General features: G+C 61.7%; 25 protein-coding genes and 1 pseudogene. 19 read left to right on the forward strand and 7 right to left on the reverse strand.

Annotated elements, in window-relative coordinates; genetic code table 11:
* Window positions 1-129: 129 nt before the first annotated feature.
* On the reverse strand, window positions 130-909 hold the full coding sequence (locus I9P22_RS15065) for a helix-turn-helix domain-containing protein (protein WP_199260335.1): 780 nt from the start codon (window positions 907-909) through the stop codon (window positions 130-132).
* A 98-nt stretch (window positions 910-1,007) separates the two neighbouring features.
* On the opposite strand from I9P22_RS15065, the gene I9P22_RS15070 reads away from it, so the two are divergent.
* Window positions 1,008-1,799, forward strand: coding sequence for an inositol monophosphatase family protein (locus I9P22_RS15070; RefSeq protein ID WP_164477464.1), 792 nt, complete (start codon window positions 1,008-1,010; stop codon window positions 1,797-1,799).
* Between the two features lie 33 nt (window positions 1,800-1,832).
* Here I9P22_RS15070 and I9P22_RS15075 read toward each other — a convergent pair whose 3' ends face one another.
* Window positions 1,833-2,222: a winged helix-turn-helix transcriptional regulator gene (locus I9P22_RS15075; RefSeq protein WP_067182935.1), complete on the reverse strand. Its 390-nt coding sequence runs from the start codon at window positions 2,220-2,222 to the stop codon at window positions 1,833-1,835.
* Window positions 2,223-2,307: 85 nt separating this feature from the next.
* Between I9P22_RS15075 and I9P22_RS15080 the strand changes: the two genes are divergently transcribed.
* Window positions 2,308-3,231, forward strand: coding sequence for a zinc-binding dehydrogenase (locus I9P22_RS15080; protein WP_082737185.1), 924 nt, complete (start codon window positions 2,308-2,310; stop codon window positions 3,229-3,231).
* 33 nt (window positions 3,232-3,264) lie between these two features.
* On the opposite strand, the gene I9P22_RS15085 is transcribed toward I9P22_RS15080, so the two are convergent.
* From I9P22_RS15085 to I9P22_RS15095, 3 genes are all read right to left on the reverse strand, one after another.
* Window positions 3,265-3,885 carry a pentapeptide repeat-containing protein gene (locus I9P22_RS15085; RefSeq protein WP_082737186.1) on the reverse strand — a complete coding sequence of 207 codons (621 nt, stop codon included), beginning with the start codon at window positions 3,883-3,885 and terminating at the stop codon, window positions 3,265-3,267.
* A 136-nt stretch (window positions 3,886-4,021) separates the two neighbouring features.
* The gene (locus I9P22_RS15090) at window positions 4,022-4,564 is read right to left on the reverse strand and encodes a DUF3363 domain-containing protein (protein WP_332909036.1); all 543 of its coding nucleotides are present in this window, start codon (window positions 4,562-4,564) and stop codon (window positions 4,022-4,024) included.
* Window positions 4,565-4,571: 7 nt separating this feature from the next.
* Window positions 4,572-5,760, reverse strand: a protein-coding gene (locus I9P22_RS15095) for an IS3 family transposase (RefSeq protein WP_199260336.1) whose coding sequence is annotated in 2 segments (ribosomal slippage) — window positions 4,572-5,505 and window positions 5,504-5,760 — 1,191 coding nt in all. Because the reading frame shifts where the segments join, the coding sequence is not laid out codon by codon here.
* A gap of 39 nt (window positions 5,761-5,799) precedes the next feature.
* On the opposite strand from I9P22_RS15095, the gene I9P22_RS24965 reads away from it, so the two are divergent.
* The 12 genes and pseudogenes from I9P22_RS24965 to I9P22_RS15155 all read left to right on the forward strand — a co-directional run bounded on the left by I9P22_RS24965 (window position 5,800) and on the right by I9P22_RS15155 (window position 15,042).
* Window positions 5,800-6,927 carry a UvrD-helicase domain-containing protein gene (locus I9P22_RS24965; RefSeq protein ID WP_332909037.1) on the forward strand — a complete coding sequence of 376 codons (1,128 nt, stop codon included), beginning with the start codon at window positions 5,800-5,802 and terminating at the stop codon, window positions 6,925-6,927.
* Between the two features lie 202 nt (window positions 6,928-7,129).
* Window positions 7,130-8,092: an ArdC family protein gene (locus I9P22_RS15105; protein WP_199260338.1), complete on the forward strand. Its 963-nt coding sequence runs from the start codon at window positions 7,130-7,132 to the stop codon at window positions 8,090-8,092.
* Window positions 8,089-8,493, forward strand: a pseudogene (locus tag I9P22_RS15110) (DUF2958 domain-containing protein). Before I9P22_RS15105 ends, I9P22_RS15110 begins: the two are co-directional and overlap by 4 nt.
* A 125-nt stretch (window positions 8,494-8,618) precedes the next feature.
* Window positions 8,619-10,730, forward strand: a complete 2,112-nt coding sequence (locus tag I9P22_RS15115; RefSeq protein WP_199260340.1) for a ParB/RepB/Spo0J family partition protein — start codon at window positions 8,619-8,621, stop codon at window positions 10,728-10,730.
* Between the two features lie 130 nt (window positions 10,731-10,860).
* Window positions 10,861-11,340, forward strand: a complete 480-nt coding sequence (locus tag I9P22_RS15120; RefSeq protein ID WP_199260342.1) for a DUF6878 family protein — start codon at window positions 10,861-10,863, stop codon at window positions 11,338-11,340.
* A gap of 10 nt (window positions 11,341-11,350) precedes the next feature.
* Window positions 11,351-11,770 (forward strand): DUF6915 family protein, encoded by a 420-nt coding sequence (locus I9P22_RS15125; protein WP_199260344.1) that lies wholly within the window; start codon window positions 11,351-11,353, stop codon window positions 11,768-11,770.
* Between the two features lie 62 nt (window positions 11,771-11,832).
* Window positions 11,833-12,138: a hypothetical protein gene (locus I9P22_RS15130; protein ID WP_199260346.1), complete on the forward strand. Its 306-nt coding sequence runs from the start codon at window positions 11,833-11,835 to the stop codon at window positions 12,136-12,138.
* A gap of 418 nt (window positions 12,139-12,556) precedes the next feature.
* On the forward strand, window positions 12,557-12,721 hold the full coding sequence (locus tag I9P22_RS15135) for a hypothetical protein (protein ID WP_199260348.1): 165 nt from the start codon (window positions 12,557-12,559) through the stop codon (window positions 12,719-12,721).
* A gap of 130 nt (window positions 12,722-12,851) precedes the next feature.
* A complete protein-coding gene (locus tag I9P22_RS15140) occupies window positions 12,852-13,220 on the forward strand; it encodes a thermonuclease family protein (RefSeq protein WP_199260350.1) in 369 nt (122 codons plus the stop codon).
* 131 nt (window positions 13,221-13,351) lie between these two features.
* Entirely contained in the window at window positions 13,352-13,909 is a 558-nt protein-coding gene (locus tag I9P22_RS15145; RefSeq protein WP_199260351.1) for a hypothetical protein, read from the forward strand.
* A gap of 67 nt (window positions 13,910-13,976) precedes the next feature.
* Complete coding sequence (locus tag I9P22_RS15150; RefSeq protein ID WP_199260353.1) at window positions 13,977-14,393, forward strand: hypothetical protein; 417 nt, start codon at window positions 13,977-13,979, stop codon at window positions 14,391-14,393.
* Window positions 14,386-15,042 (forward strand): antitoxin of toxin-antitoxin stability system, encoded by a 657-nt coding sequence (locus I9P22_RS15155; RefSeq protein ID WP_199260355.1) that lies wholly within the window; start codon window positions 14,386-14,388, stop codon window positions 15,040-15,042. The genes I9P22_RS15150 and I9P22_RS15155 overlap by 8 nt, the downstream gene beginning before the upstream one ends.
* Window positions 15,043-15,077: 35 nt before the next feature.
* On the opposite strand, the gene I9P22_RS15160 is transcribed toward I9P22_RS15155, so the two are convergent.
* Both I9P22_RS15160 and I9P22_RS15165 read right to left on the reverse strand, forming a co-directional pair.
* Entirely contained in the window at window positions 15,078-15,704 is a 627-nt protein-coding gene (locus tag I9P22_RS15160; RefSeq protein WP_199260357.1) for a hypothetical protein, read from the reverse strand.
* The gene (locus I9P22_RS15165; RefSeq protein WP_199260359.1) at window positions 15,705-16,559 is read right to left on the reverse strand and encodes a DNA-processing protein DprA; all 855 of its coding nucleotides are present in this window, start codon (window positions 16,557-16,559) and stop codon (window positions 15,705-15,707) included.
* A gap of 433 nt (window positions 16,560-16,992) precedes the next feature.
* Here I9P22_RS15165 and I9P22_RS15170 point away from each other — a divergent pair, with 433 nt between their 5' ends.
* From I9P22_RS15170 to I9P22_RS15190, 5 genes are all read left to right on the forward strand, one after another.
* Entirely contained in the window at window positions 16,993-21,315 is a 4,323-nt protein-coding gene (locus I9P22_RS15170; protein WP_199260361.1) for a strawberry notch family protein, read from the forward strand.
* Window positions 21,315-22,361 (forward strand): DUF7146 domain-containing protein, encoded by a 1,047-nt coding sequence (locus tag I9P22_RS15175; protein WP_199260363.1) that lies wholly within the window; start codon window positions 21,315-21,317, stop codon window positions 22,359-22,361. Before I9P22_RS15170 ends, I9P22_RS15175 begins: the two co-directional genes overlap by 1 nt.
* A gap of 330 nt (window positions 22,362-22,691) precedes the next feature.
* Entirely contained in the window at window positions 22,692-23,627 is a 936-nt protein-coding gene (locus I9P22_RS15180; RefSeq protein WP_199260364.1) for a DUF2493 domain-containing protein, read from the forward strand.
* Window positions 23,628-23,791: 164 nt separating this feature from the next.
* On the forward strand, window positions 23,792-24,208 hold the full coding sequence (locus I9P22_RS15185) for a hypothetical protein (protein ID WP_199260366.1): 417 nt from the start codon (window positions 23,792-23,794) through the stop codon (window positions 24,206-24,208).
* A 288-nt stretch (window positions 24,209-24,496) separates the two neighbouring features.
* Window positions 24,497-25,094 (forward strand): reverse transcriptase domain-containing protein (locus tag I9P22_RS15190; protein WP_199260368.1); only part of this gene is annotated, 598 nt, incomplete at its 3' end.

Here is a 25,094-nt window from a genome sequence, read left to right on the forward strand (position 1 = left end):
ATACCCGAATATCGAAACGACGAAGCCGGGTTCATTCATTTCTGCGCACGGACAAACATGCCTGCTCTTGAAAAACGACGAAAGCGGATTTAATTGTCTTGCCGATGGGCTAAAAGTTTATGTGAATAGCTAAAATGACGATTGCCGGTTGCTCATTACGAACTGTTTTGGCGTTGAACCGAATGCTCGCTTGAAGGACGTTATAAACTTGCTCGCACCGTCATAGCCCAAGGCGAAAGCCGTTTCGGTAACAGTCCTTCCTGCTATCAGCATTTCCATCCCGCGCTGAGTCCTAGCAGCATCCCGCCATTCAATGATCGACAGTCCCGTTTCCGCGCGAAACTGGCGCGTCAACGCCCGCCGCGACATTCCAACGCGCCGCGCGATTTCATCAAGTGATCGTTTTGTCGATAGGGTAGCAGCAATTTCCTGGCAGATTGCCGCAAGCTTCTCTGTCGTAGGCATCGGCAAATACATCGGCTCCGGCACTAATGTCGCGATCTCATCAATTAAAACCCCAATCAGCCGCTGTTCGCGATCTCCGTGAACAGCAGGAACCTCGCTTCGGAGAAATTTGCCGAAGACAGCTTTCGATAATGCGGTCTGCTTGAATACCGCCGGCTGCATGGGCAAGCTGCCACACAGTGTAGGATGCAAGTATCCAGTCCAGCCCGACATTGCACCATGGATGCAGGCACCATGGCTTATATTCGGGGGAATCCAGCCTATCTGGCCAGGGGACATCATCCATTTTCCTCGGTGGGTCGAAACTACAATCAACCCGCGCGCAACGGCATATAGCTGGCCTTCGGGATGCCGGTGCTGCGGCATCGATATGCCAGATGCATGAGATTGTTCGCGCAGCGCAAAGAGACTGCCTTGAATGAGGCGTGAAGCGTCCGATTCCATGGCCCGATATGCGTATTTATTGCCCAAATCGCAGTATCATGCTGTTGCGGCCTCAAGCAAGTAGTTGTCCGGCGCCATCAATAAAGAAAGGAAAACCCATGCGCTTGGACATGGATTATTGCGGCAGTTGTTTGCGAGGTATCACGGATCAACTCGCCTCCCGTGCCGGAGGATGCACGAGCGATGCTCGTGGGATGATCGAGCGTGTGCAAGACGCGAATCACTGGGCACGCCACTCACTGGAATCGGCACTCGCCCATGCCTATCCGCTTGTTCGCTGGGCGCATAGTGAAAGAGAAGAAGGAGGGAGCGAGCACGCAACCGAAGGTTTCAACTGGGTCTATGATCCCATAGACGGCGCATATCATTTTCTCCAGGGGCTTCCGCTGTGGTCCTCATCGCTCGCACTGGTTGAGAATGGCCGCACGATCGCTGCGCTCGTTTACGATCCAGCCGCTGGAGAAATGTTTACTGCGACAGCTGGCGCAGGCGCATTCTCGGGAGAGCGGCGGCTTTCAGCCTCGAATAGAACAGCGCTGGATGGTGCCGTTGTTTCCACCACGATGCCGTCTTTTGCGTTCGACGGAAAGGAAGCGACAGATGCGACAATCGCTTCGATCACGAAAATTGTCCCGGAAGTTTTCTCTTTGCGGATCATGGCCTCGTCGTCTCTGCAACTAGCCTATGTTGCTGCCGGGCGTCTTGACGCCTATTGGTCACTTGACGGCGATGTGAACGATTGGCTCGCCGGCGCACTTCTGGCACGCGAGGCCGGCGCCTACGTGGCAAATTCTGTACCATCGGAATTGGCATTCGGCGACACGGAAGTTCTGGCTGCGGCTCCCGCCCTGGCAGGCCCGATATCAAAACTTCTTTGGGGCATTGGCTAAATCTGTTGGCGCCAGAAGATGCGGGCGGCGACATTACTCCCCGGAATCGAACGCTTGTCGCGCATCTTCTATTTCAGGAAGATGCGCGCTTACCCACGAGCAGATGCCGCTTACCAAGGCCAACAGACTATGACCGAGCGGGGTTAACCGATACTCGACCCGCGGTGGGACCACTGGATAAACCTTACGGTTGAGTAAGCCGTCTCGTTCCAACTGTCGCAACGTCTTGGTGAGCATCTTCTGACTAATTCCCACGATTCCATCACGCAATTCGGTGAACCGCATGTGGTCCCTCTCGCCGAGGGCCGCAATGATGAGCAAGGTCCATTTATCGCCGATCCGATCGATCATCTCTCGCGTAAGAGCCCGATCCTTGCTGTCGTCGACGGTGGCCGTATTTCTGACTGTTCGCTTGGTATCCATAAAGAAACAATAGCACCGTGAAGTGCCTTCTTTCCATCAGAAACATGCTCTCTTACAGAAAGTGATATAACCAAAGGAGACCAACATGCGTGCATTGATCGCGACTGGAAACATTGACCGTTTAGTAGAAATGGGAGAGGTGGCTGTGCCCTCACCATCTGAACACGAAATTCTGGTAGAGGTGGAGGCATTCTCACTTAATCGGCCCGACTTCCTGTGGCTCGCCGCACCTGGCTCGCAGTGGCGCGTTGGGATCGACTTCGTTGGACGCGTTACTGAACCGGCGCGCGATGGGACAGGCCCCGCACGAGGGGACAGGGTCATGGTTCATGCGCCCCATGGCGGTGGCGGCGCGGAATTTGCAGTCGCACACGCGCGGCAGGCGGTCACGCTCCCCGCTGAAATCAGCAATCCCGTAGCGGCAGCACTCCCCTTAGCTGGCCTGGTTGCCTTGCGCTTGGTAAGAGAAGCCGGCATTCGTCGAGGGCATCGTGTCTTAATCACCGGGGCAACGGGCGGCGTAGGTCATTTGGCTGTCCAACTCGCGTTGAATATCGGCGCAACAGTAACAGCTCTGGCTCGACCCATCGAGAAGACAGACAGCATTGAGGCACGCGGGGCCAGAGTCATCCATTCGCTCGATGATGTATCAGAACCGTTTGACGTAATTCTCGAATCGATTGGTGGAGATACTTTAACTCAGGCCCTCCTGAAACTGTCACACAAGGGCTTGGTTATGTGGTTCGGTGCCGCCAGTGGGCAGGCAGCCAGTATCGACTTTTTCAGCTTCTTCCCTGATCGCTCGAGTTTCACCATAAAGCACTTCGTCTATAATGAAGTTGGCGGGGATGATTACTTAGACCTTAGCCATCTTGTCGATCTCGTGACCAAAAACGTTCTAACTATCGATGTTTCCAGAGAAGCCAGCTGGAGCCAGACCTCTGAGATATTAAATGCAATCAAACTGGGAGCAGTGGCGGGAAAGTCAGTTTTGATAGTCAAGAACTGATAATGAATACTGCAGACCAGGCATTGTACCGCGTTATTTTCTACGTACGTCGAACCCCAGAGCTTCGGCAATCACTATTGTCTGGTCAATGGTGATTATAGCGTCCTTGAGCCGGACATTTTCCGGCTCAATTGCGCTCAAATCACTCCCTCGTAGATCACAACGCGAAAAGTCCGCGCTATGTAGCCACGCACCAGACAGATCGACATCGCAGATTGATCCACCCTGACAACGCGCTCCTGTCAAGTCTGCTTCTCGCAACCTCGTTCCTTTGAAGGATGTCCTTCGCAGATCGGCTCCAGGGAGACCGACAAAAGACCAATCTCCATCAACCACTTGCATTCCGTCGAGCTGGCACCCGTCGAACATGCTTCCCATAAGTTTACATTCAGTAAATTTGCTATCGAAGAAGCTGCAAGAAATAAAAGTGCAATTTAGAAAAGCAGCGCTGTGATGAGTTGATGAACTGAATCGTGCCCGGCGAAACGTGCATTCATTAAAGATCGTTCCAACATTCTTCGCATCTGTAAGATCAAGATCAACAAACAACGTACTTTGGTATTGTCGACGGTTCAACTCCTGTCCATACCAGTCAGCGCCAGAGATAGTGTTGGTAGTTCTTGGCGCTGCCTCGCCATATTTCCGCTCTGCCATTGGGGTGCCGTTTACAATGTGACTCTTGCGCTGTTATAGGGTGCATTGAAACTAATGGGAAGCGGCGGATAGTGCATTGCATTAAAGACATGTGCACCATAGAGCGTTCATAGGAAGCGAGCGTGCCAACAAACCATCATAAACCCAATCCCCGTTGCCGCCCCAACTGCCACGACACCGATCCGCCCCGAACGACGCCGCTGACCTCACGGCCAAGCTGTCGGTCGATGACGGAACGCCACGGGACCATTGTGAACTCGTGGCTCTGCTCGACCAGGGCGAACTTGCCGCTCGTTAGTTGGACGGTTCCGGTGAACTTGCCAGTGACGGTTTCGCCATCGGCGGCGGCGCGGAACGGCAGGCCCTTGGTCGCGGCCAACTCGCCGCCGACGCGGGCAATCTCGCGTTCGCGCAGCGTGGCGAGAAGGTTGCGCCGATAGACTATGCCGCCGTCGGGCTGGTGGGCCGCGTCGCCCCGGTCGATGTGATGCTCGCGGCGCCGGTCCATCGCGTCGCGGACCTGCTGGCCGAAGCCGATGTGCGCAAGGTCGGAAGCGTCGGGCGTCACCAGCCGCCGGTCGAGCCAGGTCGCACCGTCCGCGCCGATCTGTTGTTCGAGCCGGGCGGCCGAGAGGATGCGGATATTGGCCTGCCGGTTGCGGCCCGCGTGACCTGCCACTGAACTTTCATCCAGTGGCGACTAGAGTCTGGGCCGTTTCTGTTACGCCGTAGGGCGCGGTTAGAGCAACCGGTGGAGACGCGAAGCCCCTATCGAGCGAAGCGTCGGAGCCGGTTGCGGCGAGGGTTCCGGCGAAGGCCGCCGGGGTCTGGTATCCGAGCGAGGAATGGGGTCTCGCGGTGTTGAAGTCCTGGCGCCATTCGGCGATGGCGCTGCGGGCGTGGTCGAGGCCGAAGAATAGGCTCTCGTTCAGGAGTTCGTCGCGCATCCGGCCGTTGAAGCTCTCGACATAGCCATTCTGCATCGGCTTGCCCGGCGCGATGTAGTGCCATTCGACGCGATGATCCTTCGACCAGGCGAGGATGGCGTTCGAGGTGAACTCCGTGCCGTGGTCGGAGACGATCATGTCCGGCTTGCCGCGCCGGGTGATCAGATCCGTCAGTTCGCGAGCAACGCGGCGGCCGGAGATCGACGTGTCGGGGATCGCGGCCAGGCATTCGCGGGTCACGTCATCGACGATGTTGAGCACGCGGAACCGCCGTCCGCAGGCGAACTGGTCGTGCACGAAGTCGAGCGACCAGCGTGCGTTTGCCCTTGCCTCGACCAGGATAGGCGCCCGCGTGCCCACCGCGCGTCGCCGAGCCCGGCGCTTGCGCACTGTCAGCCCTTCCTCGCGGTAGAGCCGGTAGATGCGGTTGACGCCAGATGGCTCGCCCTCCCGCCGCAGCAGGATGAACAGGCGCCGATAGCCGAAACGCCGGCGCTCATTGGCGAGATCGCGCAGCCGGCCGCGCAGTTCGGTCTCCGGCGGACGCCTCGACCGGTAGCGGATCATCTTGCGATCGGCACCGACGATGGAACAGGCCCGACGCTCCGACAGACCCATGACGGCCTGCAGATGCGCGACGGCTTCGCGCTTGGCGGCGGGCCCTACCATTTTTTGACAGAAGCTCGCGAAGGGCCGAGACTTCCAGCATCTGGTCGGCGAGCAGGTTCTTCAGCCTCGCATTCTCGTCTTCAAGGGCCTTCAGGCGTTTGGCGTCGGACACGTCCATGCCGCCATACTTCGCCTTCCAGTTATACAGCGTCGCCTCGGAGATCCCGTGCTTGCGGGCCAGATCGCCAGCCTTCGCACCCGCCTCGTGCTCGCGCAGAACCCCGATGATCTGCTCTTCCGTAAATCGCTTCCGCTTCATCTGTCCGTCCTTCGATCAAGGGCCGGACTCTAACTCCAGGTGGAGGAAAAACTCAGTGGCAGGTCATGGGCGATCTCACAGGATTATTCCAGAAGACTGGATGAAGCCAAAGAGATCGACTTTGACTCAATGATCGCCGACGCCATCAAAATGATCGAGACCGGCCAATATCAAAGCCCCTACTCGCTGATCCTGGTCGACGAGTTTCAGGATATCTCCGAACCGCGGGCCAACCTTATCAAGGCTCTCAGACAGCAACGGCCATCGTGCAAAGTGTTCGCAGTCGGGGACGATTGGCAGTCGATCTACCGTTTTGCCGGATCTGACATTAGCCTTTTCACCCAGTTTCACGACCACTTCGGTGAATGCTGGACCGGACGGCTCGAGCAAACCTATCGCTGCAATCAATTAATCGCCGAAACGGCAGCGAGCTTCGTGCAGCGCAACCCCGCCCAGCTCAAAAAATCGGTGCGCTCGAGCCGGGCCGCGATTCCGCGCTCAATTCGCGTCATACCAGTTGGCGACAACGACACCAAACCTGACTACACCCAAGCATGCTACGCCGTGCTCGAAAGGCTCGATACAGCTCTGGGAAACATTGCCGAGCAATGGCGGACCGAGCCCGGCACCAAGCTCAAGGTGCTTGCTCTTTGGCGCTACAATCGGCTTGATCCCTTCGCTGGCAAGCCACCGAATTTCGAAAACATCGAGGTCGCGGGCATGTCCTTTCACCGGGCCAAGGGTCTCGAAGCCGATTACACAGTTCTTCTTGATGTCAGTGAAGGAGACTATGGCGTGCCCAGCCAGATCGAGGACGATGAGTTGCTCAACCTCGTCATTCCCCGCCCCGAGGCCTTCGACTATGCCGAGGAACGGCGGCTGTTCTATGTCGCACTAACACGCGCAAGTAGAGGGGTCTATCTGCTCACTCACCATCGCCAATCGTCCCGCTATATCCGCGAGCTTTGCCAGATCGCCGGAGATGACGTCCTCTTTGAAACCATTGACGGTTCGCCGGTGGAAAACCAATGCCCTGACTGCAAAGTGGGCCAGGTGGTCCAAAAGCGTACCAGGACCGGTTCGTCTTTTCGAGGATGCAACCAGTTTCCAACGTGCAGATACACTGAGAACTCCCGACCCCGGGGGAAGGCTAAGCCGCGCGGCTGAACGTGATCGCAAGCACCTGAGAAGCTTGGGAATGATGGAGGGGAAAGCCTTCCCCTGCGGCCGAGCCTGTCGTCTCGGCCGACCCCTTCTAGCGGGGGATTCCCCCGCAACGCCCCCTTTGAGAGTAAGAGTGCGGATCGGTTTGCCGTGACGGGATGAGGACCGGAGGAAAGGCCTCCGGCGCCCGTCGCGGAGAACCGCGATGTCGAGACATGACCACAGCACTCGCGCCGGCTCAGGCCGGGCAAGCCTCTATGACGAAATCACCAACAAGATCATCGCCGAACTGGAGGGTGGCCGCGTGCCTTGGGTCCAGCCCTGGGGCACATCGGCGGCCAAGGCGCCGCTCGCCATGCCGAAGAATGCCGCGACCGGTCGGCAATATTCCGGGATCAATGTGCTGATCCTCTGGGGGGCCGTAATCGAGCACGGCTTTCCGGGCCAGAGCTGGCTGACTTTCCGCCAGGCCCTGTCGCTCGGCGGCAATGTGCGCAAGGGCGAGCGCGGCACGACCGTCGTCTATGCCGATCGCTTCACCCCCGAGGATGAGAGGCAACGCGCCCGTGAGACCGGCGAGGAAGCTCAGGCTATACCATTCCTCAAACGCTTCACGGTCTTCAATTCCGCGCAATGCGAGAACCTCCCGGAAGAAATCGTGACGACTGCTCCCCCGCCCGAACTCGACCTGATCGAGCCGAAGGTCGAGGCACTGATCGAAGCCACCGGCATCGATTTCCGCATCGGCGGCGACCGCGCCTTCTATGTGCCCGCGCATGACTATGTGATGGTCCCGCCGCCGCAGGCGTTCTTCGAGCCCATTAACTGGCACCGGACGGCCCTGCACGAAATGTCACATGCTTCAGGCCACCCGTCTCGCCTCGCACGGGATCAGAGTGGATCGTTCGGAACGAAGACATATTTCGTCGAGGAAGTTGTTGCCGAACTGGCGAGCGCCTTCTGCTGCGCGTCCCTTGGCATCGTGCCCACAGTGCGGCATGCGGATTATATCGGTGCGTGGATCGATACAATGCGTGCGGACAATCGTGTCATCGTCCGCGCCGCCAGCCAGGCCAGCAAGGCCGCCGATTGGCTCCTGGCCCATCTGCCTGACGATGACATCGACCGGGATACGCTCGATTCGACCGATAGGAGGGCAGCGGCATGATCCTCCTCACCGACGAATTGCACGCAACCCTTCTCGCCAATGGCCGCCAACGCGATGCCGATCACGTCCCGGTGGTCAAGTTCTTCAACCCCTTCGGCGAAGGTGTCTGACTCGCGACCGAACTGGACGAGGACGGCGACATCATGTTCGGCCTTGCCGATCTTGGCCATCCCGAACTCGGGAGCTGGAGCCTTAGGGAGATGGAAGCGATCCGGCTGCCCTTCGGCATGGGAATCGAGCGGGATCTGCTCTTCACCGGGGATTTCCCGATCTCGGTCTGGGCCGAGGCGGCGCGCCAGGCCGGCAGCATTCGCGCGGCCGAGCGGATCCTCCACGCCCGTTCCTTCGGCGGCGAGGTGCCGGACCGAAAACACGCCGAGACGGAAACCCGCAAATCCTGATTCCCGGTTTTCCGGCTCTGCGATCCTGCGCTGCTCTCTTTTAGAGGAAGAGGGCGGCGCTTCGCTTCGTGACGGGTTTTCAGCCGAGAGAGAGGCTTTCGGCGCCCGTCGCGGAGATGATTCCGATGGCTACCGTCACCCAGAAAATCACCCTGTCGTCCTCGCGCGACATTCCCTTCAACAAGCTGTTGCTCAGCCAGTCCAATGTCCGGCGCGTCAAGGCCGGCGTCTCGATCGAAGCGCTTGCCGAGTCCATCGTCCGGCGCGGCCTCATCCAGAGCCTGCATGTCCGGCCGGTAGTCGATGCCGACGGTCAGGAGACCGGCATGTTCGAGGTGCCCGCCGGCGGGCGCCGCTACCGCGCGCTGGAAATGCTGGTGAAGCAGAAGCGCCTCAACAAGACCGCGCCGGTGCCCTGCGTCGTATCTGAGGCCGGTGGCGATATCCTCATCGACGAGGTGTCGCTCGCCGAGAATATCGAGCGCGCCCCGCTCCACCCGCTCGACCAGTTCCGCGCATTCCAGGCCTTGCGCGACAAGGGCATGAGCGAAGAAGAGATCGCCGCGGCTTTCTTCATGGACGTGAAGGTGGTGAAGCAGAGATTGAAGCTCGTTTCGGTCTCGCCCGCATTGCTCGACATCTATGCCGAGGACGGCATGACGCTCGAGCAGCTCATGGCCTTCACCGTCAGCGACGATCATGCGCGGCAGGAACAGGTCTGGGAGGCCGTTCGCAATTCCTGGTCGAAGGAGCCTTACCAGATCCGGCGCATGCTGACAGAGGACGCCGTGCGCGCCTCCGACAAGCGCGCCGTCTTCGTTGGCATCGAAGCCTATGAAGAGGCTGGCGGCACTATCATGCGCGACCTCTTCCAGTCCGACGATGGCGGCTGGCTGCAGGACCCGGTGCTTCTCGACCGTCTCGTGTCCGACAAGCTGAAGGGCGCCGCTGGCGAGATCGCCGAGGAAGGCTGGAAGTGGATCGAAGTCGCGGTCAGCTTCCCCTATGGCCATGATCACGGGCTGCGCGAGTTGGTGGGCACGCCTGTCGACCTGACCGATGAGGAGCGGACCGCTCGCGAGGCGCTGCGCGAAGAATTCGACCGGCTCGAATCCGAATATGCCGAGGCAGACGAACTGCCCGACGAGATTGACCGCCGTCTGGGCGAGATCGAAGCGGCGCTCAACGCCTTCGAACACCGTCCCATGACCTATAATCCGCAGGAGATCGCCCAGGCCGGCGTCTTCCTTAGCATCGGCGCCGATGGCTCTCTGCTGGTCGAGCGCGGCTATGTTCGTCCCGAAGATGAGACGCCTGTGGAATTGGAAGGCGGCGATGGCGCGGAAACCGAAGCGGCATCGGGCGATGCTGACACGCCCGGCGTGCAGCGGACCGTCATCACCGTGGGCGGCCAGTCCACCGAGCCGGATGATGAGGACGACAGCGACGCGATCAAGCCGCTGCCCGAACGTCTGATCACCGAACTCACCGCGCATCGGACCTTGGCGCTGCGCGACGCGGTGGCAGGCAATCCCCATGTCGCCATGACCGCGCTCCTGCACAAGCTGGTCCGCGACTGCTTCGGCATTCGCGCATCGGGCACCTCGCTGGATGCAATGGTGCGGGAAATCCATCTCCCCATGCAGAGTTCCGACCTCGGCGACAGTCCGTCCGCGAAATCGGTCGATGAACGCCACAAGGCGTGGAAGGCAGACTTGCCGCTTGGCGAGGATGACGATGCGCTCTGGGACTGGCTCGACAAGCTCGACGAGACCAGCCGGCTGGCGTTGCTCGCCCATTGCGTCAGCTTCGGGGTCAATGCGCTCTATGAACGTCCGAACCCCTACAGCGCCATGGGTATCAGCCAGCACGGTCTGGATCAGCGCCTGCGCGAGGCCGACCGCCTGACCCGCGCCACGGGCCTCGATCTGGTCGAAGCCGGCTGGCGTCCCAGGGTCGACAACTATCTCGGGCGCGTGACAAAGGCCCGTATCCTCGAAGCGGTCCGCGAGGCGCTTGGCGAAGGTAAGGCGCAGCTCATCGACCACCTGAAGAAGGGCGATATGGCCAGGGAGGCCGAGCGTCTGCTGGCCGATACCGGCTGGCTACCCGAACCGCTGCGTCTCGCCAATCTCGATGGCAATCCGGCTGAGGCCGACACTCAGGCAGGCGACGAAGAACTGCCCGCGTTCCTCGCCGACACAGGCGAAGACGAACACCTCGTCGCCGCAGAGTGACCGTCCTGGCGGGGCGGCTCCGGCCGTCCCGTTCACCCGTCCGACAACCATCCAACAGCCAGACCCCAAAATCCCAAGACCAACGCGGCTATGCCGCGCGGGCCGGGCGCTTTCGTTTCAGGAGATCCCCATGACCGACAATGCCCAAATCCCGCCAGTCACAGACCCGCAGCCCTCCGAATGGGAGAGGCTCGCGGCGCTTCGGAACCAACTCGAAGAAGAGCTGTTCAGCCGCAACAAAACCGCGCTGTTTAACGCGCTCACCGATGCCGGCATCACCCATGTCGTCGTCAGTTTCGACGGCTATGGCGATTCCGGCCAGATCGAGGATGTCGAGACCAGGGCCGGCGACGACAGCATCGCCATGCCCACGGCGACGATCGAAATCGCGCAGGCTGCGTGGGGCCAGGCCGAGCCTGAGCGCGCAACCGTCAGCATCGCCGACGCCATCGAGAGCCTTGCATACGCCGCTCTCGAACAAACCCATTGCGGCTCGGAGAACAATGACGGTGCCTATGGCGACATCACCTTCGACACCGCCAGCCGGACGATCAGCCTCGACTATAAGGAGCGCTACACCGCTTCGGAAAACTACACCCACACATTCTGAGGAGGCGATAATGGGACATTGTTATCACCACGCGCTGTCCTCGGCGCACAAATGGGGCGGCACTGCAGACGACTACCTGCCGCTTCACCAGTGGTTCGATGAGTCCAAGGAGATCATCGCGGATTTCCGGCACCGGGCGCTTCGCCATCATGCCCAGGGGATTTTCGAACTGGAGCGAACCTTCGGCGCCACGATCACCATTTCGACGGGCCGCATCGTGCCCGTTCGCCTGATCGGCGAACAGCATGTGCTGGAGGATTTCGGCTTCATACCGAGCTTTGCGGACTGGGTGCGCTGCATTCGGCCCGAACCGTGGATGGGCCGCGCACAGCCGATTCACAAGCTGGTTGACCCCTTCGCTGCCGCACCGGACGGTAAACCGGACGGACAAGGTCCATCTCATCCCCTTCCCTATCCATCGGCAGCTTGACCAACCCCATCCCCTCAACCCGGCCCGGCCGACGCGCCGGACCTTTGCATTGGAAACCCCCGATGACCCGTTTGATCGACATCGACGAGATATTCCGCAGCGATCGCGACAATCCACCGGACGAACGGTCGCTTCCCTGGGAGGAGACCCGCAATGGCATCACCGTCGTGGTGGAGCCCAAACCCCATTGGGCCGAGGACATGCGCGCCTTCCGCCTCGATGCCCGCGAATACTGCCGCTATGCCGACTGGACTGCGCATGGTGCCCGGGCGCGGTTTTTCGGCCATATCGACACATCCGGCGGCGATGTGATGATGAAGGCCCGCGCCATGATCGCGCGCGAGATCGCCGATAGCCTCTGGGATTGAGCGGCCCTGAGGGATGCCCTGGCACCGGGCCTACTGGTACTCGCGCTGCAGAAGCGATGAATCGAGTTCCAGCCTCGCCATACGCAATCGCTCTCGTCGGGGAGCAACGGGTTCCCTCCCCGGCCTGAAACACGCCCTCGAAATCGGCCAGGCAACATGGCTGAGACGGCGAGGCATCCGCGACGGAACTGTGGTCTCCGGTCAGGGGCAAAGCACCACCCCCGCTTCCATTCGCGAACCTTGGTCCGACCCGCATCTTTGCATTCAACCCCGAAGGGGTCGGCTTACGCGCGCGTGCCGCCCCGCGGATTCGGATCACATGCCCGAACGCGCGGGGTGATTGCAGATCCGGTCAGACACTTCGGGCGCCTGTCGCGCGGGGGATGGTCCTCCGCCCCCAAGACAGGAGCCAAGCCCTATGTCCTACGCAGATGCCACCGCCTTCGCCGCCAGCCTCGCCACCACGCTGATGGTCCCGATTGTCGTGATCCAGGCCGGGGACGGAACCCACGGCGCCATGCCAGCCGACGAGTTCGACGGCGACGAGGAGATGGTGAAGCTGGAAATCGACCCATGGCCCTGAGGCGCGCAGGCGTCTCCCCTCAACGGCCCGGTGCAACCGGGCCAACCGCCTTGCGGCTTCGGCCGTCTTAAGGAAGAAAGCGTCAGCAATTATGTCCGCTTCGCCCTGATTTTTATGAAAGCCCATAGCCATGCTCAGCCATATCGTCATTTCCGTCCTGCTCTGCGCGTCATCCTGCGAACCGGCGGAAATCCGGGTCTGGGATGGCGATTCGATCCGGCTGGGGACAACGCGCCCGTCCGAGGCTGTCCGGATCTTCAATATCGATGCTCCAGAGATGGAGGGACGATGCGCCTTTGAAACCGACCTTGCTCTGCAAGCGAAAATCCGGCTGGCCGAAATCCTGGAAGGTCGGCGGGTCGAAATTTTGCGCCAGGGCACCGACCGCTATGGCCGGACCCTGGCGGCAGTCCGGGTCGAGGGCCAGGACGTCGGCGACATTCTGGTCGGTGAAGGGCTGGCGAGAACCTGGACCGGGCGGCGCGAACCTTGGTGCTGATCCTTCGGATCGACCCGGCGACAGCCGGGACGATCCGCCTTCGAGAAGCGAGAGTAAGAGTGTGGGCCGGTTGGCCGTGACGGGTTCGAGGTGGAGGAGAGGCTTCCGCCGCCCGTCACGGAGTATGTTCCATGACCCTATCCCGCCAAGCCGCCTTCGCCCCTATCGGCAAAATCGCCGTGCAACAGGTACTGCCCCGGTTGCGTCACGCCCGAAGGCTGCCGCTACGCATCTCCTGTGTTGGCGCCGCCACCTATGAGGTCGGCAGTGATGCCGAAGTTTTTGACCGCACGGTTATCCTCGGCGAACGCCCGTCCCCCGAGGAAGCCATCATTCTCGCCAACCAATGCGTTGCACAGGATGATTTCCGCATCGGTTCCGGTGCTGCGCTACGCTTCCGCCCGCACCTCATGTTCATTCAGGACAGCGAACAGGGCCTGGTCCTCGCCGGGGAAACCCGCGCCGGGATCATCCTCTGGCAGCCGCCCGTGGCATCCGACGCGGAGGCCCGCCGGATCGTGACCGAGGCCAGCCGGTTGCGCGGCATGGCCTTCGCAGCATCCGGGGGCAGCGACGCGGCGTCCGCCCGCGATCTCCGCTTCCGCGCCAGCCTGCTCGAGGCCCGGCTGGTCGATCCCTTCTGGCGCGCGACGGCCGCCGAGCTGCTGCGATTGCCGCAAGCCGCCTGATCTCTCACCCGTTTCCCCCAAACACTGCCCGGCCATGCGCCGGGTTTTCCTGTTTCAGGAGCCTGACATGGCCGACTATTTCACGCACTTCTCCTGCCTGCTCGATGTGGGCACCCCCGAAAACGCCGCCCGCGCGCTCGACCTCTACAACGCACTGTCGGATGAGAACGACGCCGAAGACCCGGCCTCGGACGGGTTCCTTCTGTCGATCCAGCCCGAGCATGGTGGCACGCAGCTCTGGATTCGTGATGACGTCACCGGCGATCCCGAGCATGTGATTCAGTTCGTCAAGCGCTGTGCTGCCGCGTTCGGCCTGACCGGATTGTGGGGCATGCAATATACCAACACCTGCTCGCGACCTCGTTTGGACGGCTTCGGTGGCGGTGCGCATGTCATCGATCTCGCCACCGGCGAGACGGTAGCATGGACCTATACCGATGGCTGGCTCGCTCAGGTTCTCAATGGAGGCGATCCCGATGCCTGAGATCATCGAAACCACTGTCTATCGACTGGGCGAGCTTTCGGACGCCGCCAAGAAGAAAGCCCGCGTCTGGTATCGCGAAGGCGGCTTCGACTATGACTGGTATGATGCTGTCTATGAGGATTTCCAGCGCATCGCGGAAATCCTCGGCATCCGCCTCAAAACCCGCACCGTCCGGCTCATGGGCCGCGGGTCGCGCCAGGAGCCGTGCATCTGGTTCCGGGGCTTCTGGTCGCAGGGCGATGGAGCGTGCTGGGAGGGGTTCTACTCCTACCGGAAGAGCGCCCCGACCATAATCCGATCCTATGCGCCGCAGGATACGACCCTGCACGGCATCGCCGATGCGCTGCAAGCGATCCAGCGGCGCAACTTCTATCAGCTCCGCGCAGAAGTCAGCCATCGCGGCCACTACTATCACGAATACTGCATGGCGATTTCCGTCGAACGCGACAGCCCGACATATCAGGACATGACGCCCGACGCCGAGGAGATCGTGAGCGAGGCGCTGCGCGATCTTGCCCGCTGGCTTTATCGCCAGCTCGAACGCGAATACGACTATCTCTCGTCCGACGAAGCCGTTGACGAGACCATCCTCGCAAACGGTTTCACTTTCACCGAAACTGGACGCCGGTTCGGCTCGTTTGACGAGTAAACAAATGGTAATCGTTCCGGACGATGAAATTCGGATTACAATTCTGGGTCGGGTGGAAAGACCCTTCGGGCGATGAACATGCCCGTGATCCGGGCGTTGGGGAACCGGGCTGCGAGAACCGTTTTCATTGCGCGGAAATGCGTTCCTGCGGTCAGAACATCGTCAAAAATCGCGATGTCGGTAGGGGGCGGCGCTGTCAGTCCTTCGTGAATTTCGTATAGTTCGAGCAATTCGTCGACAGTGACCCGGCCACCGGCCCCGACCTCATGCGAAGCGACCGTCGACTCGCGCTGGACAACGAGGTTGCGGACGTCGAGCCCGTCGCGGATTCCGCGACAAATCTGCTCGATCCGGTCGTCGTAGTCCGGGTGGCCCACTGCCTTTGAACCGGGCACTGGCACGAGGGTCGCCTGGTTCAGCCACTCGCTGTTGAGTGCCCCCCGAAACGTATTCGAAGCCTGCTGAATAACTTTCAGCTTATATTTGTAATCGGCTCGATCTCTATTGCTTGGCTTCTTTTTCAGGTTCGCGATGATGCCGTTGGCTTTTGAGAAACTGTAGTCTCTCCCCGAAGTGTATTCCAGAAAGTAGAAGCACTCGTCGTCTTCTGTCAGGTGGTAGTGATCCGACCTGCTTGCGGCGTCAATTTGTGACAGGCGCATCTATTTGAGCGCCTCCCATATGTCGTCCGGTGTCCTAACACGGATGGCGCCTTGCTCCTCGAACCGGGCGGGCCACGTGATGGCGGGGTTCTGGAAGCAGCTTTCCAGAATGAACAGTTTGCGTCCCTGGTAGAGCGCAGCCCGTGCTTGCGTCAGCGTCCCCGAGGTCTCGCCGGCTTCAACGATAATAGTGCCTTCGGTCAACGCGCTCATCGTGGCATTCCGTTCCGGGAAGTAATGTCGCTTTTGCTGGAACGGCTGCACCTCGTAGCGCAGGACTGGAATCTGCGAGATCAGCAAATGCTCTTTTGCGATAAAATCCTGGAGTTCCGAATTTTCTTTCGGGTAATGCTCACCAAGCGGTGTCCCGATGACTCCGATGGTCACCCCTCCTGCGTCAATCGCCGCCTTATGTGCCGCAGTGTCGATGCCGGATGCGAGCCCCGACACTACCGCAAAATTCCGCTGCACCAGTTCTCGTGCCAAGCGTGCTGCCCGGCGAATGCCATCTTCACTGGGCCTACGACTGCCCACGACCGCGAGGCCGCGCATTTCGCTCAGTTCCCAGGCCCCCTGATAGTAGAGCATTTCGATGGGATATTTCGCATCGCGCAGTTTTTCCGGGTAATCGCCAGCCTTGTTTAACCTGACTCCGAAATGCGGTACGCCGACCTTGTGGAGTTTCTCGAAGACCTGTTGCGCGGCCCATTCTGCCCTTCCAAGGTCCACAAAATCCGAGGGAAGCGCCTCGGGATCAGCCGCGAAGCGTTCGGCGAGACGCTTGAACGTCGCGCCCTCTTCGAGGAAGAGTGCTTCATAGGCCCCCATTTCGCGGCGCGGAGAAATCGGTGCCACGGCTGGGCCGTAGCTATTTGAAAAGGCGAGGCTACTCACAGCTTGCCCGCGCCGTTGAAATTTTCATTTGCGCCCTCCTGAATCACTCTATTGGGTGACCTGTCTCTGCACCCTGCCTCAGGACAGTCGAACGCTGCAAGGTTGCAACGTTGTTCGCGATTAACGCGTGGCGCTCCGGTCCCCGGTTACATCTGCCGTGTTGATGTTCGGCCAGCCTATCGTACACATTTCTTCAAATCAATTGTTCTTGTAATGTTCCAAGCATTCCGCGCGGTCGCTACGGTGGGCAAGTTGCGGCGGGTTCTGATCGATCCCCGCAAGCGTCGCGCCAATTGGCCGAAGAGGTAGAGGCCCGCCGGAACGGGGCGAGTCCGGGCGGTTGAGAGAGCGCTGACCGGGCTTTCCCGTTCCCGCTCTCCCGAGGCTCCCTCTCATGAACATGGTTTCCCCCGTGGCCGATCCGGCCGCGCCGCTTGCCGTTGCGCCGGCGATCCTTGCCGCCTCTAATCTCCTGCTTCCCCATCTTGAACGCGGCCAGCGCGTCGATGCCGTCACGCTGCGCGGCGCAATGGAAGCCGCCTTCGGCGCATCCGATGCCGCCGGCGCGTGGACCTGGAAGACCGCCTACGACGCCTGCGAGGCTGCGACCGTTCTGTTCCTGCGCAAATACGGAAAGCCGCTTTTCCGCAAGGCCGGGTCTCCTGCGGCCATTCTGCCGCAGCTCGGAAAGATCGCCGGGCTTCTACCGACGCATACACGTCGGTCGGAGGAAGCGCAGACCTTTCAGCAGTATTCGACCCCGATCCCGCTCGGCCTCGCGGCCGCAACGGCGGCGGCGATCACCCCCGCCGACCGGGTTCTTGAGCCTTCGGCCGGCACCGGGCTCCTCGCCATCCTCGCCGAGATCGCCGGCGGCACGCTTCTGCTCAACGAACTCGCCGAGGCCCGTGCCGGCCTGCTTTCTTCCCTCTTTCCGGCCCTTTCCGTCACCCGGTTCGATGCCGCCCAGATCGACGATCACCTCGATCCCGGCCTGATCCCGACCGTGGTGCTGATGAACCCGCCATTCTCTGTCATGGCGAATGTCGAGGGTGGCATGGCCGATGCCACCTTCCGCCATGTCGCCTCGGCGCTGGCGCGCCTAGCCCCCGGCGGGCGGCTCGTGACCATCACCGGCGCAAGCTTCGCGCCCGACAATCCGGCCTGGACGGCAGCCTGGACCCGGCTGCAGGAGCGCGGCCGCGTCGTCTTCTCCGCCGCCCTCGACGGCTCGGTCTATGCCAAGCATGGCACGACGATCCCGACGCGGCTCACCGTCATCGACAAGCTGCCCGCCGAAGAAGCGGCGATGTTTCCGCCCGCCCCAGGCATCGCGCCGGAGGTGGCGACACTTCTGGGCTGGCTGACGGATCAACTGCCTGGCCGGCTGCCGATCGATCCCGGCGTAGCCATGCCGGTCGCACGGCCTGTCGCACCCCGCACCGTGCGGGGCTATGTCAACCGTGCAGCCCGCGCCGCGCCTGCCGCGCTGCCGGCCGAACCGGAGGCCGTGCCGCTCGCTTACGAGACCGCGGATTGGGAACCCGCCGAGGACGACCGTCTTTCCGACGCGATCTATGAGGAATACAGGCTTCAAACCATCCGCATCGCCGGGGCGCAGGCACATCCGACCCAGCTCGTGCAATCCGCCTCGATGGCGAGCATCGCACCGCCGAAACCGAGCTATCGGCCGACACTGCCGAAAGACATCCTCGGCAGGCTGTCCGACGCGCAGCTGGAGACGGTGATCTATGCCGGCGAAGCCCATTCGGGTTTCCTCGCCGGAACCTGGACGGTCGATGACACGTTCGACAGCCTGTCCGCCGCTCCGGAGGACGCCTCAGACGCCATCCGCTTCCGACAGGGCTTCATGATTGGTGACGGCACCGGCGTCGGCAAGGGTCGGGAATCCGCTGCAATCATTCTCGACAACTGGATGCAAGGCCGCCGCAAAGCGGTCTGGATTTCGAAGTCCGACAAGCTCCTGGAGGATGCGCAGCGCGATTGGAGCGCCCTCGGCATGGAGCGGCTTCTGGTCACGCCTCTCGGCCGTTTCCCCCAAGGCTCAAAGATCACGCTGAACGAAGGCGTCCTATTTTTAACCTATGCCACGCTGCGCTCCGACGACCGTGGAGAAAGGGTTTCCCGGGTCAAACAGATCGTCGAATGGTTGGGCTCCGATTTCGATGGAGTAGTGATTTTCGACGAGGCGCACAGCATGCAGAACGCCGCAGGTGGCAAGGGAGAACGCGGCGACGTGGCCGCCAGCCAGCAGGGCCGCGCCGGGCTGCGCCTCCAGCATGCCCTGCCGGATGCGCGGGTGGTCTATGTCTCGGCCACCGGTGCGACCACGGTGCACAATCTCGCCTATGCCCAGCGGCTCGGCCTCTGGGGCGGCGAGGATTTCCCGTTCGCGACCAGGGCCGAGTTCGTCGAGGCGATCGAGGCGGGTGGCGTCGCGGCGATGGAGGTTCTGGCCCGCGACCTACGCGCCCTTGGTCTCTACACCGCCCGCTCACTCTCCTTTTCGGGCGTCGAATACGAACTAATCGAGCACGATCTGACCCCGGAACAGGTCCGCATCTACGACAGCTATGCCGATGCCTTCGCCATCATCCATAACAATCTCGACGCCGCGATGGAGGCGGCAAACATCACCGGCAGTTCCGGCACGCTGAACCGGCAGGCCAAATCCGCCGCGCGCTCCGCCTTTGAGAGCGCCAAGCAGCGCTTCTTCGGCCATCTGCTCACCAACATGAAGACCCCGACACTGATCCGGTCCATCTCCAGCGATCTGGAGGCGGGCCATTCGGCGGTCATCCAGATCGTCTCGACCGGCGAAGCCTTGATGGAACGGCGGCTGGCGGAGATCCCCACCGAGGAATGGGGCGATCTGAAAATGGACTTGTCGCCTCGCGAATATGTCCTCGACTACCTCGCCCATTCCTTCCCGGTGCAGCTCTACGAGCCCTTCACCGACAGCGAGGGCAATCTGTCGTCACGCCCGGTCTATCGCGACGGCCAGCCGGTCGAGAGCCGCGAGGCGGTGGCGCGGCGCGACGAGATGATCGCCAGCCTCGCCAGCCTGCCGCCGATCCCCGGCGCCCTCGACCAGATCGTCCAGCATTTCGGGACCGACACGGTGGCCGAGGTGACGGGCCGCTCGCGCCGGATCGTGCGAAAATCCGGCAATGGCGTCTCGATCGACCGCCTCGCGGTGGAGAACCGTGCGGGTTCAGCCAATCTGGCCGAGACGCAAGCCTTCATGGACGATGCCAAACGCGTTCTGGTCTTTTCGGATGCGGGTGGCACGGGCCGTTCGTATCACGCTGAGCTTTCGGCGAAGAACACCCGACTGCGTGTCCATTACCTGCTCGAGGCGGGCTGGAAGGCGGATGCTGCCATCCAGGGCCTTGGCCGGACGCACCGCACCAATCAGGCGCAGCCGCCGCTGTTCCGGCCGATCTCGACCAATGTGAAGGCCGAGAAGCGGTTTCTATCGACCATCGCCCGCCGCCTCGACACGCTGGGCGCGATCACGCGCGGCCAGCGCCAGACCGGCGGCCAGGGCCTGTTCCGGCCCGAAGACAATCTGGAATCGCACTACGCCCGCGATGCACTGCGCCAGCTCTATCTCCTCCTCGTGCGCGGCAAGGTCGAGGGCTGCTCGCTGGAGCGTTTCGAGGCTGCCACAGGCCTGAAGCTGATGGACTCGAACGGCATCAAGGACGAACTGCCCGCGATCACGACCTTTCTAAACCGGCTGCTGGCACTGACCATCGAGCTTCAGGGCATCCTGTTCACCGCTTTCGAACAGCTTCTGACCGCCCGCATCGAGGGTGCCATCGCGTCCGGCACCTATGACGCCGGGCTGGAGACGCTGCGCGCCGAAAGCTTCACCGTCACCGACCGGCAGGTGATCTACACCCATCCCCGCACCGGGGCGGAGACCAGTCTGCTGACGATCACCGAGCGCAAGCGCAACCTGCCGGTAACACTCGATGCCGCCCTGGCAGAACTCGACGATCCGCGCGCGAAACTCCTGATCAACGAGCGCTCGGGCCGGGCGGCGGTGCAGATCCCCACCACCAGCGTCATGCTGGACGATGGCGAGATCGAGCGTCGGGTCCGCCTGATCCGGCCGATGGACGCGCACAATCTCCCGGTCAGGATGATGAGCGAGACCCATTGGGTCGAGGCCGACCGGGACGCTTTCGCGTCGGCCTGGAATGCCGAACTTGCCGAGGTGCCGGAGTTTTCCGACAGCATCTTGCATATGGTCACCGGCCTGCTGCTGCCGATCTGGAAGCGGCTGCCGCAGGAGTCCGCCCGCGTCTATCGCCTCCAGACCGATGCGGGCGAGCGCATCATCGGTCGCAAGGTCTCGCCAGCCTGGGCCGCAAATGCGACCACGACCGGCATCGCAACGATCACGCCGGACGATGCCTTCGCGGCGCTGATGGAAGGCCGGACGATCCTCGATCTCGCCGAGGGTCTCCAGCTTCGCCGGGTGCGTGTCATGGGTTTGAGTCGTATCGAACTCTCCGGTTTCACCGACACGATGCGCGAGCGCCTCACCGCCTTTGGCCTCTTCCACGAAATCATCTCCTGGAAGCTCAGGATGTTCGTACCGGTCGATGCGAACGGCCCGGCTGTGCTCGCCAGACTGCTGGACCGCTGGCCGGTCGAGCGTATCGGCGAGCGGGAGGCTGCCTGATGGCCCGTCACGACGCCTCCGAACTGGCGATCCGTCTCGGCCGGCAGGCCGAGGCGGTCTGCCGCCATTATCTGTCCAACGGACGGCGCCAGGGCCGGTACTGGACGGTAGGCGACGTTCGCAATACGCCCGGCCGGTCAATGTTCGTCCGGCTCAACGGACCGGAATCCGGTCCCGGCGCTGCCGGGCATTGGAGCGACGCCGCAACGGCCGAATATGGCGATCTCCTCGATGTGATCCGCGAGGCGCTCGGCTTGGTCGACTTCAACGACGTGGCCGAGGAAGCGCGCCGTTTCCTCTCACTGCCGCATCCCGAGCCGGACACGACGAAGACACCGACCGGCAGGACGTTCCGCATGGCCTCGTCGGGGTCGCCTGAAGCGGCGCGGCGGCTCTTCGCTATGTCGCAGCCGATCGGGGGCACGCTCGTAGAGACGTATTTCCGCAATCGCGGCATTACGGCTTTGCACGGAACCGGAAGTCTGCGTTTCCATCCGCGTTGCTATTATCGGCCCGACGAGCAATCGCCCACCGAGATCTGGCCGGCAATGGTCGCTACCGTCACCGACCTCGCCGGACGGCAGACGGGGGCGCACCGCACCTGGCTCGCCCCGGACGGCTCCGGCAAGGCGCCTGTCGAGACACCGCGACGGGCGATGGGTGACCTTCTCGGGCACGCTGTCCGCTTCGGCGTGGCCGGCGAGGTGCTCGCCGTTGGCGAGGGCATCGAGACCGTGCTGTCGCCCCGCCAGGTTCTGCCCCACATGCCGATGCTGGCGGCGCTTTCGGCCGCTCACCTTGCCGCCATCCTGTTCCCGCCGTCCCTGCGCCGGCTCTATGTCATCCGGGATCGCGACCCAGCCGGTGATGTTGCCAGAGAAAGCCTTGTCGCCAGAGCGGCGAGCTGCGGGATCGAAGCGATCGCGCTCACGCCGGTCGAGGGTGACTTCAATGACGATCTGCGCCGTCACGGCGCCGATGCCCTCCGCGCCGCCCTGAAGGATCAGCTTCATCCCAAAGACCTCCGCCGGTTCATGGAGACGTGAGAATGTGACCGGTCCCGGAGGCGCGGCCCAGGCTGTGTCCCCTGCAGGTTTCGTGCTCACGCCATCAGCAGCCGCATCCTTCGTCGGAGAGTCCGGCACCTACGGCCTTCTGAGAGGGCGATCGGCACACAAGCGGTCCGGACAGGCAATGGCGGCGGCCGACTATTTTCCGCCGCGTCCGGCGGACGCTTTGCATCGCGAAGCAAAATAGTCGGCCTTGGCCATCAAGGCCCTCGCGGAGGCGCGAGGGCTGCCAGTCCGTCCCGCCCGTGCGCTTCGACGCCTGCGAAGGCCGCGATAGGCGCGGTCACCAGACGAAGGACGCTCCCGATGACGAACGAAACCGGATATGCAGGGGATGAACCATTCCACACCTCCTCCCAGACCGATCACGCCCTCACCGAACTCCAGCTCTACGGCTGGCGCCCGTTTCAGGACGAACCCGATCCGAGGCCGCTGCCCGAGGGCAATACCATCGCCGCCGCCGTCACCGACATCTTCGACGCCCTGGTCGCGTCGCTCAGCGACACCCGCCTCGAGTCCGATCTCGAAGAACTGCTCTGGGGAACCGTCAATCTCTTTCACCGCGCCGCCAGCCGGATAGAACGCGATCTCGACGACAACGAGCAGGCACAGCGCCGGCTTCAGCGCGAACAGGACGGCAGCGAGGTGAAATCGGTCGAACTCGAACGCCTCACAGCAGAGGGGCAAACCCTGATCGAACGGCGCAACAGCCTGGAGCTCTTTCGCGATATCGCCTCAGAAGCTTTCGAGCACCACACCGGCAGCGCCTGGCGGCCGCGCACCGGCTCGATGGTCAACCATCGCAACCTCACCGCCGCGATGATCGACAGCCGCGACTTCCTTGCCGCCAAGCGCCGGGCCGAGACCGAGGTGATGCTGCCCGCCGGTCCCAAGGTCGCCCTGACCGGTGGTCTCGACTACAACGATCATCGCCTGATCTGGGCGAAGCTCGATCAGGTCCATGCCAAGCACCCGGAGATGGTGCTGCTGCACGGCGGTTCGCCGAAGGGCGCCGAACTGATCGCCTCCCGCTGGGCCGACACCCGAAAGGTGCTACAGGTCGCCTTCCGGCCCGACTGGACGAAACACGGCAAGGCCGCACCCTTCAAGCGCAACGACGCCATGCTGGATGTCCTGCCGGTCGGCGTCCTCGTCTTCCCCGGCACAGGCATCCAGGAGAACCTGGCCGACAAGGCCCGCAAGCTCGGCATCCCGGTCATGAAGTTCGACGGCGGCGCGTAAAGCGCCGCCTCGGGCGGCTGTTTCCGCCGCCAATACTTGACTACGCAATAGGTTGATGGCTTTGATGAAGCATCCTTGCAGAACCGGCGAAGCAGCATAATCGCAGGCGGAGCGCATCTACCGGCAGCCTGTCGTGATCCTCAACCGTTGATGTGGAGGCTTCCATGACGCTGATCCTGCTCGCTCTCTCCCTGTCGATCGCGCTTACCATCATCGCCTACAATCTCGCGATCTACGCCTTGCCCTTCATGGTTGGCCTTTCGGCCGCCCAATTTGTCTACGGCGCCGGCGCCGGCGTGCTGATGTCGGGGCTTGCCGCGATCGGTGCGGCGCTTCTTTCCATCGGGCTGGTGATCGCTGTCCTCGGCTTTGCGAAGAACCCGGTTCTGCGTCTCATCGCGCTCGCTGTTTTCGCGGTGCCCGCTGCTATTGCGGGCTACGCGCTCGTTCATGGGGTCGCGAAGAACGTCGTCGAGTCGGGCGTTGCGCTCAACCTCCTTTGCGGCACTGGGGGACTGTTCATCGGCATCGCAGCCATGATCAATCTCAACGCTCTCGGGGTGTCCACCTTCTCGCGCTGATGCGACGATCTGCAAGCGCGTCGAGGACGGCATCATCTTTCTTACCCGCCTGACCCGGTGAATGCGTCAGCCGCCTTGCGCGCGAAATTCTTGCTTGGGGTGACCGTTCCTTGTACAACCACAAGGAGGGCTTACAGGCAGATTTGTTATCGCGTTTCGCGATATATGAAATGATGTCAGGGGGTTCTGCTTCCCGACGATCCTTATTGCGCGTTATGGATGATGATGTTCGATACGCGTGATCGCATAAGAGTGCCTGTAAGCCCGTTTTGATTACAGGGTTTTCTATTGTCGATTCTTAAGAAGCTAAAGGATGCAAAATCCCTCGATGATGTGGCCGCGATATTAGGGTACAAACCCAGCGCGCTTGCCTATATTCTCTACAAGATCCCGCCTGAGACAAAGTACCAGAGATTCACGATTCCGAAGCGGAGCGGCGGCGAGCGGGAGATTTGCGCACCCGTAGAGCCGCTGAAGATGCTTCAGCGCAGACTGGCGAACGTTCTTTACGCCTCCAGGGATGAGATCGACGCCGACAGTGGGAGGGGATCGCTTTCACACGGGTTTCGGCGTAAACACTCCATCGTCACCAATGCCCAGCGGCACAAGCGCCGGCGGTTCGTCTTCAATCTCGATCTTCAGGATTTCTTCCCGACCTTCAACTTCGGTCGGGTCCGGGGCTTTTTCATCCGCAACAACAGCTTTGAACTTTCCGAGAAGACCGCGACAATCGTTGCCCAGATAGCCTGCTTCGAAAACGCATTGCCGCAAGGCAGCCCGTGTTCACCGATTATCGCTGATCTAGGTTGTGTTGACAAAAAGGATTCCCCTGCGCGTCTGGCTGTGATTCAAGATCATCTCTACGTGGGAGGTGACCTTGGCACGC

Source organism: Paracoccus binzhouensis (genome assembly GCF_016446475.1).
GTDB lineage: Bacteria > Pseudomonadota > Alphaproteobacteria > Rhodobacterales > Rhodobacteraceae > Paracoccus > Paracoccus binzhouensis.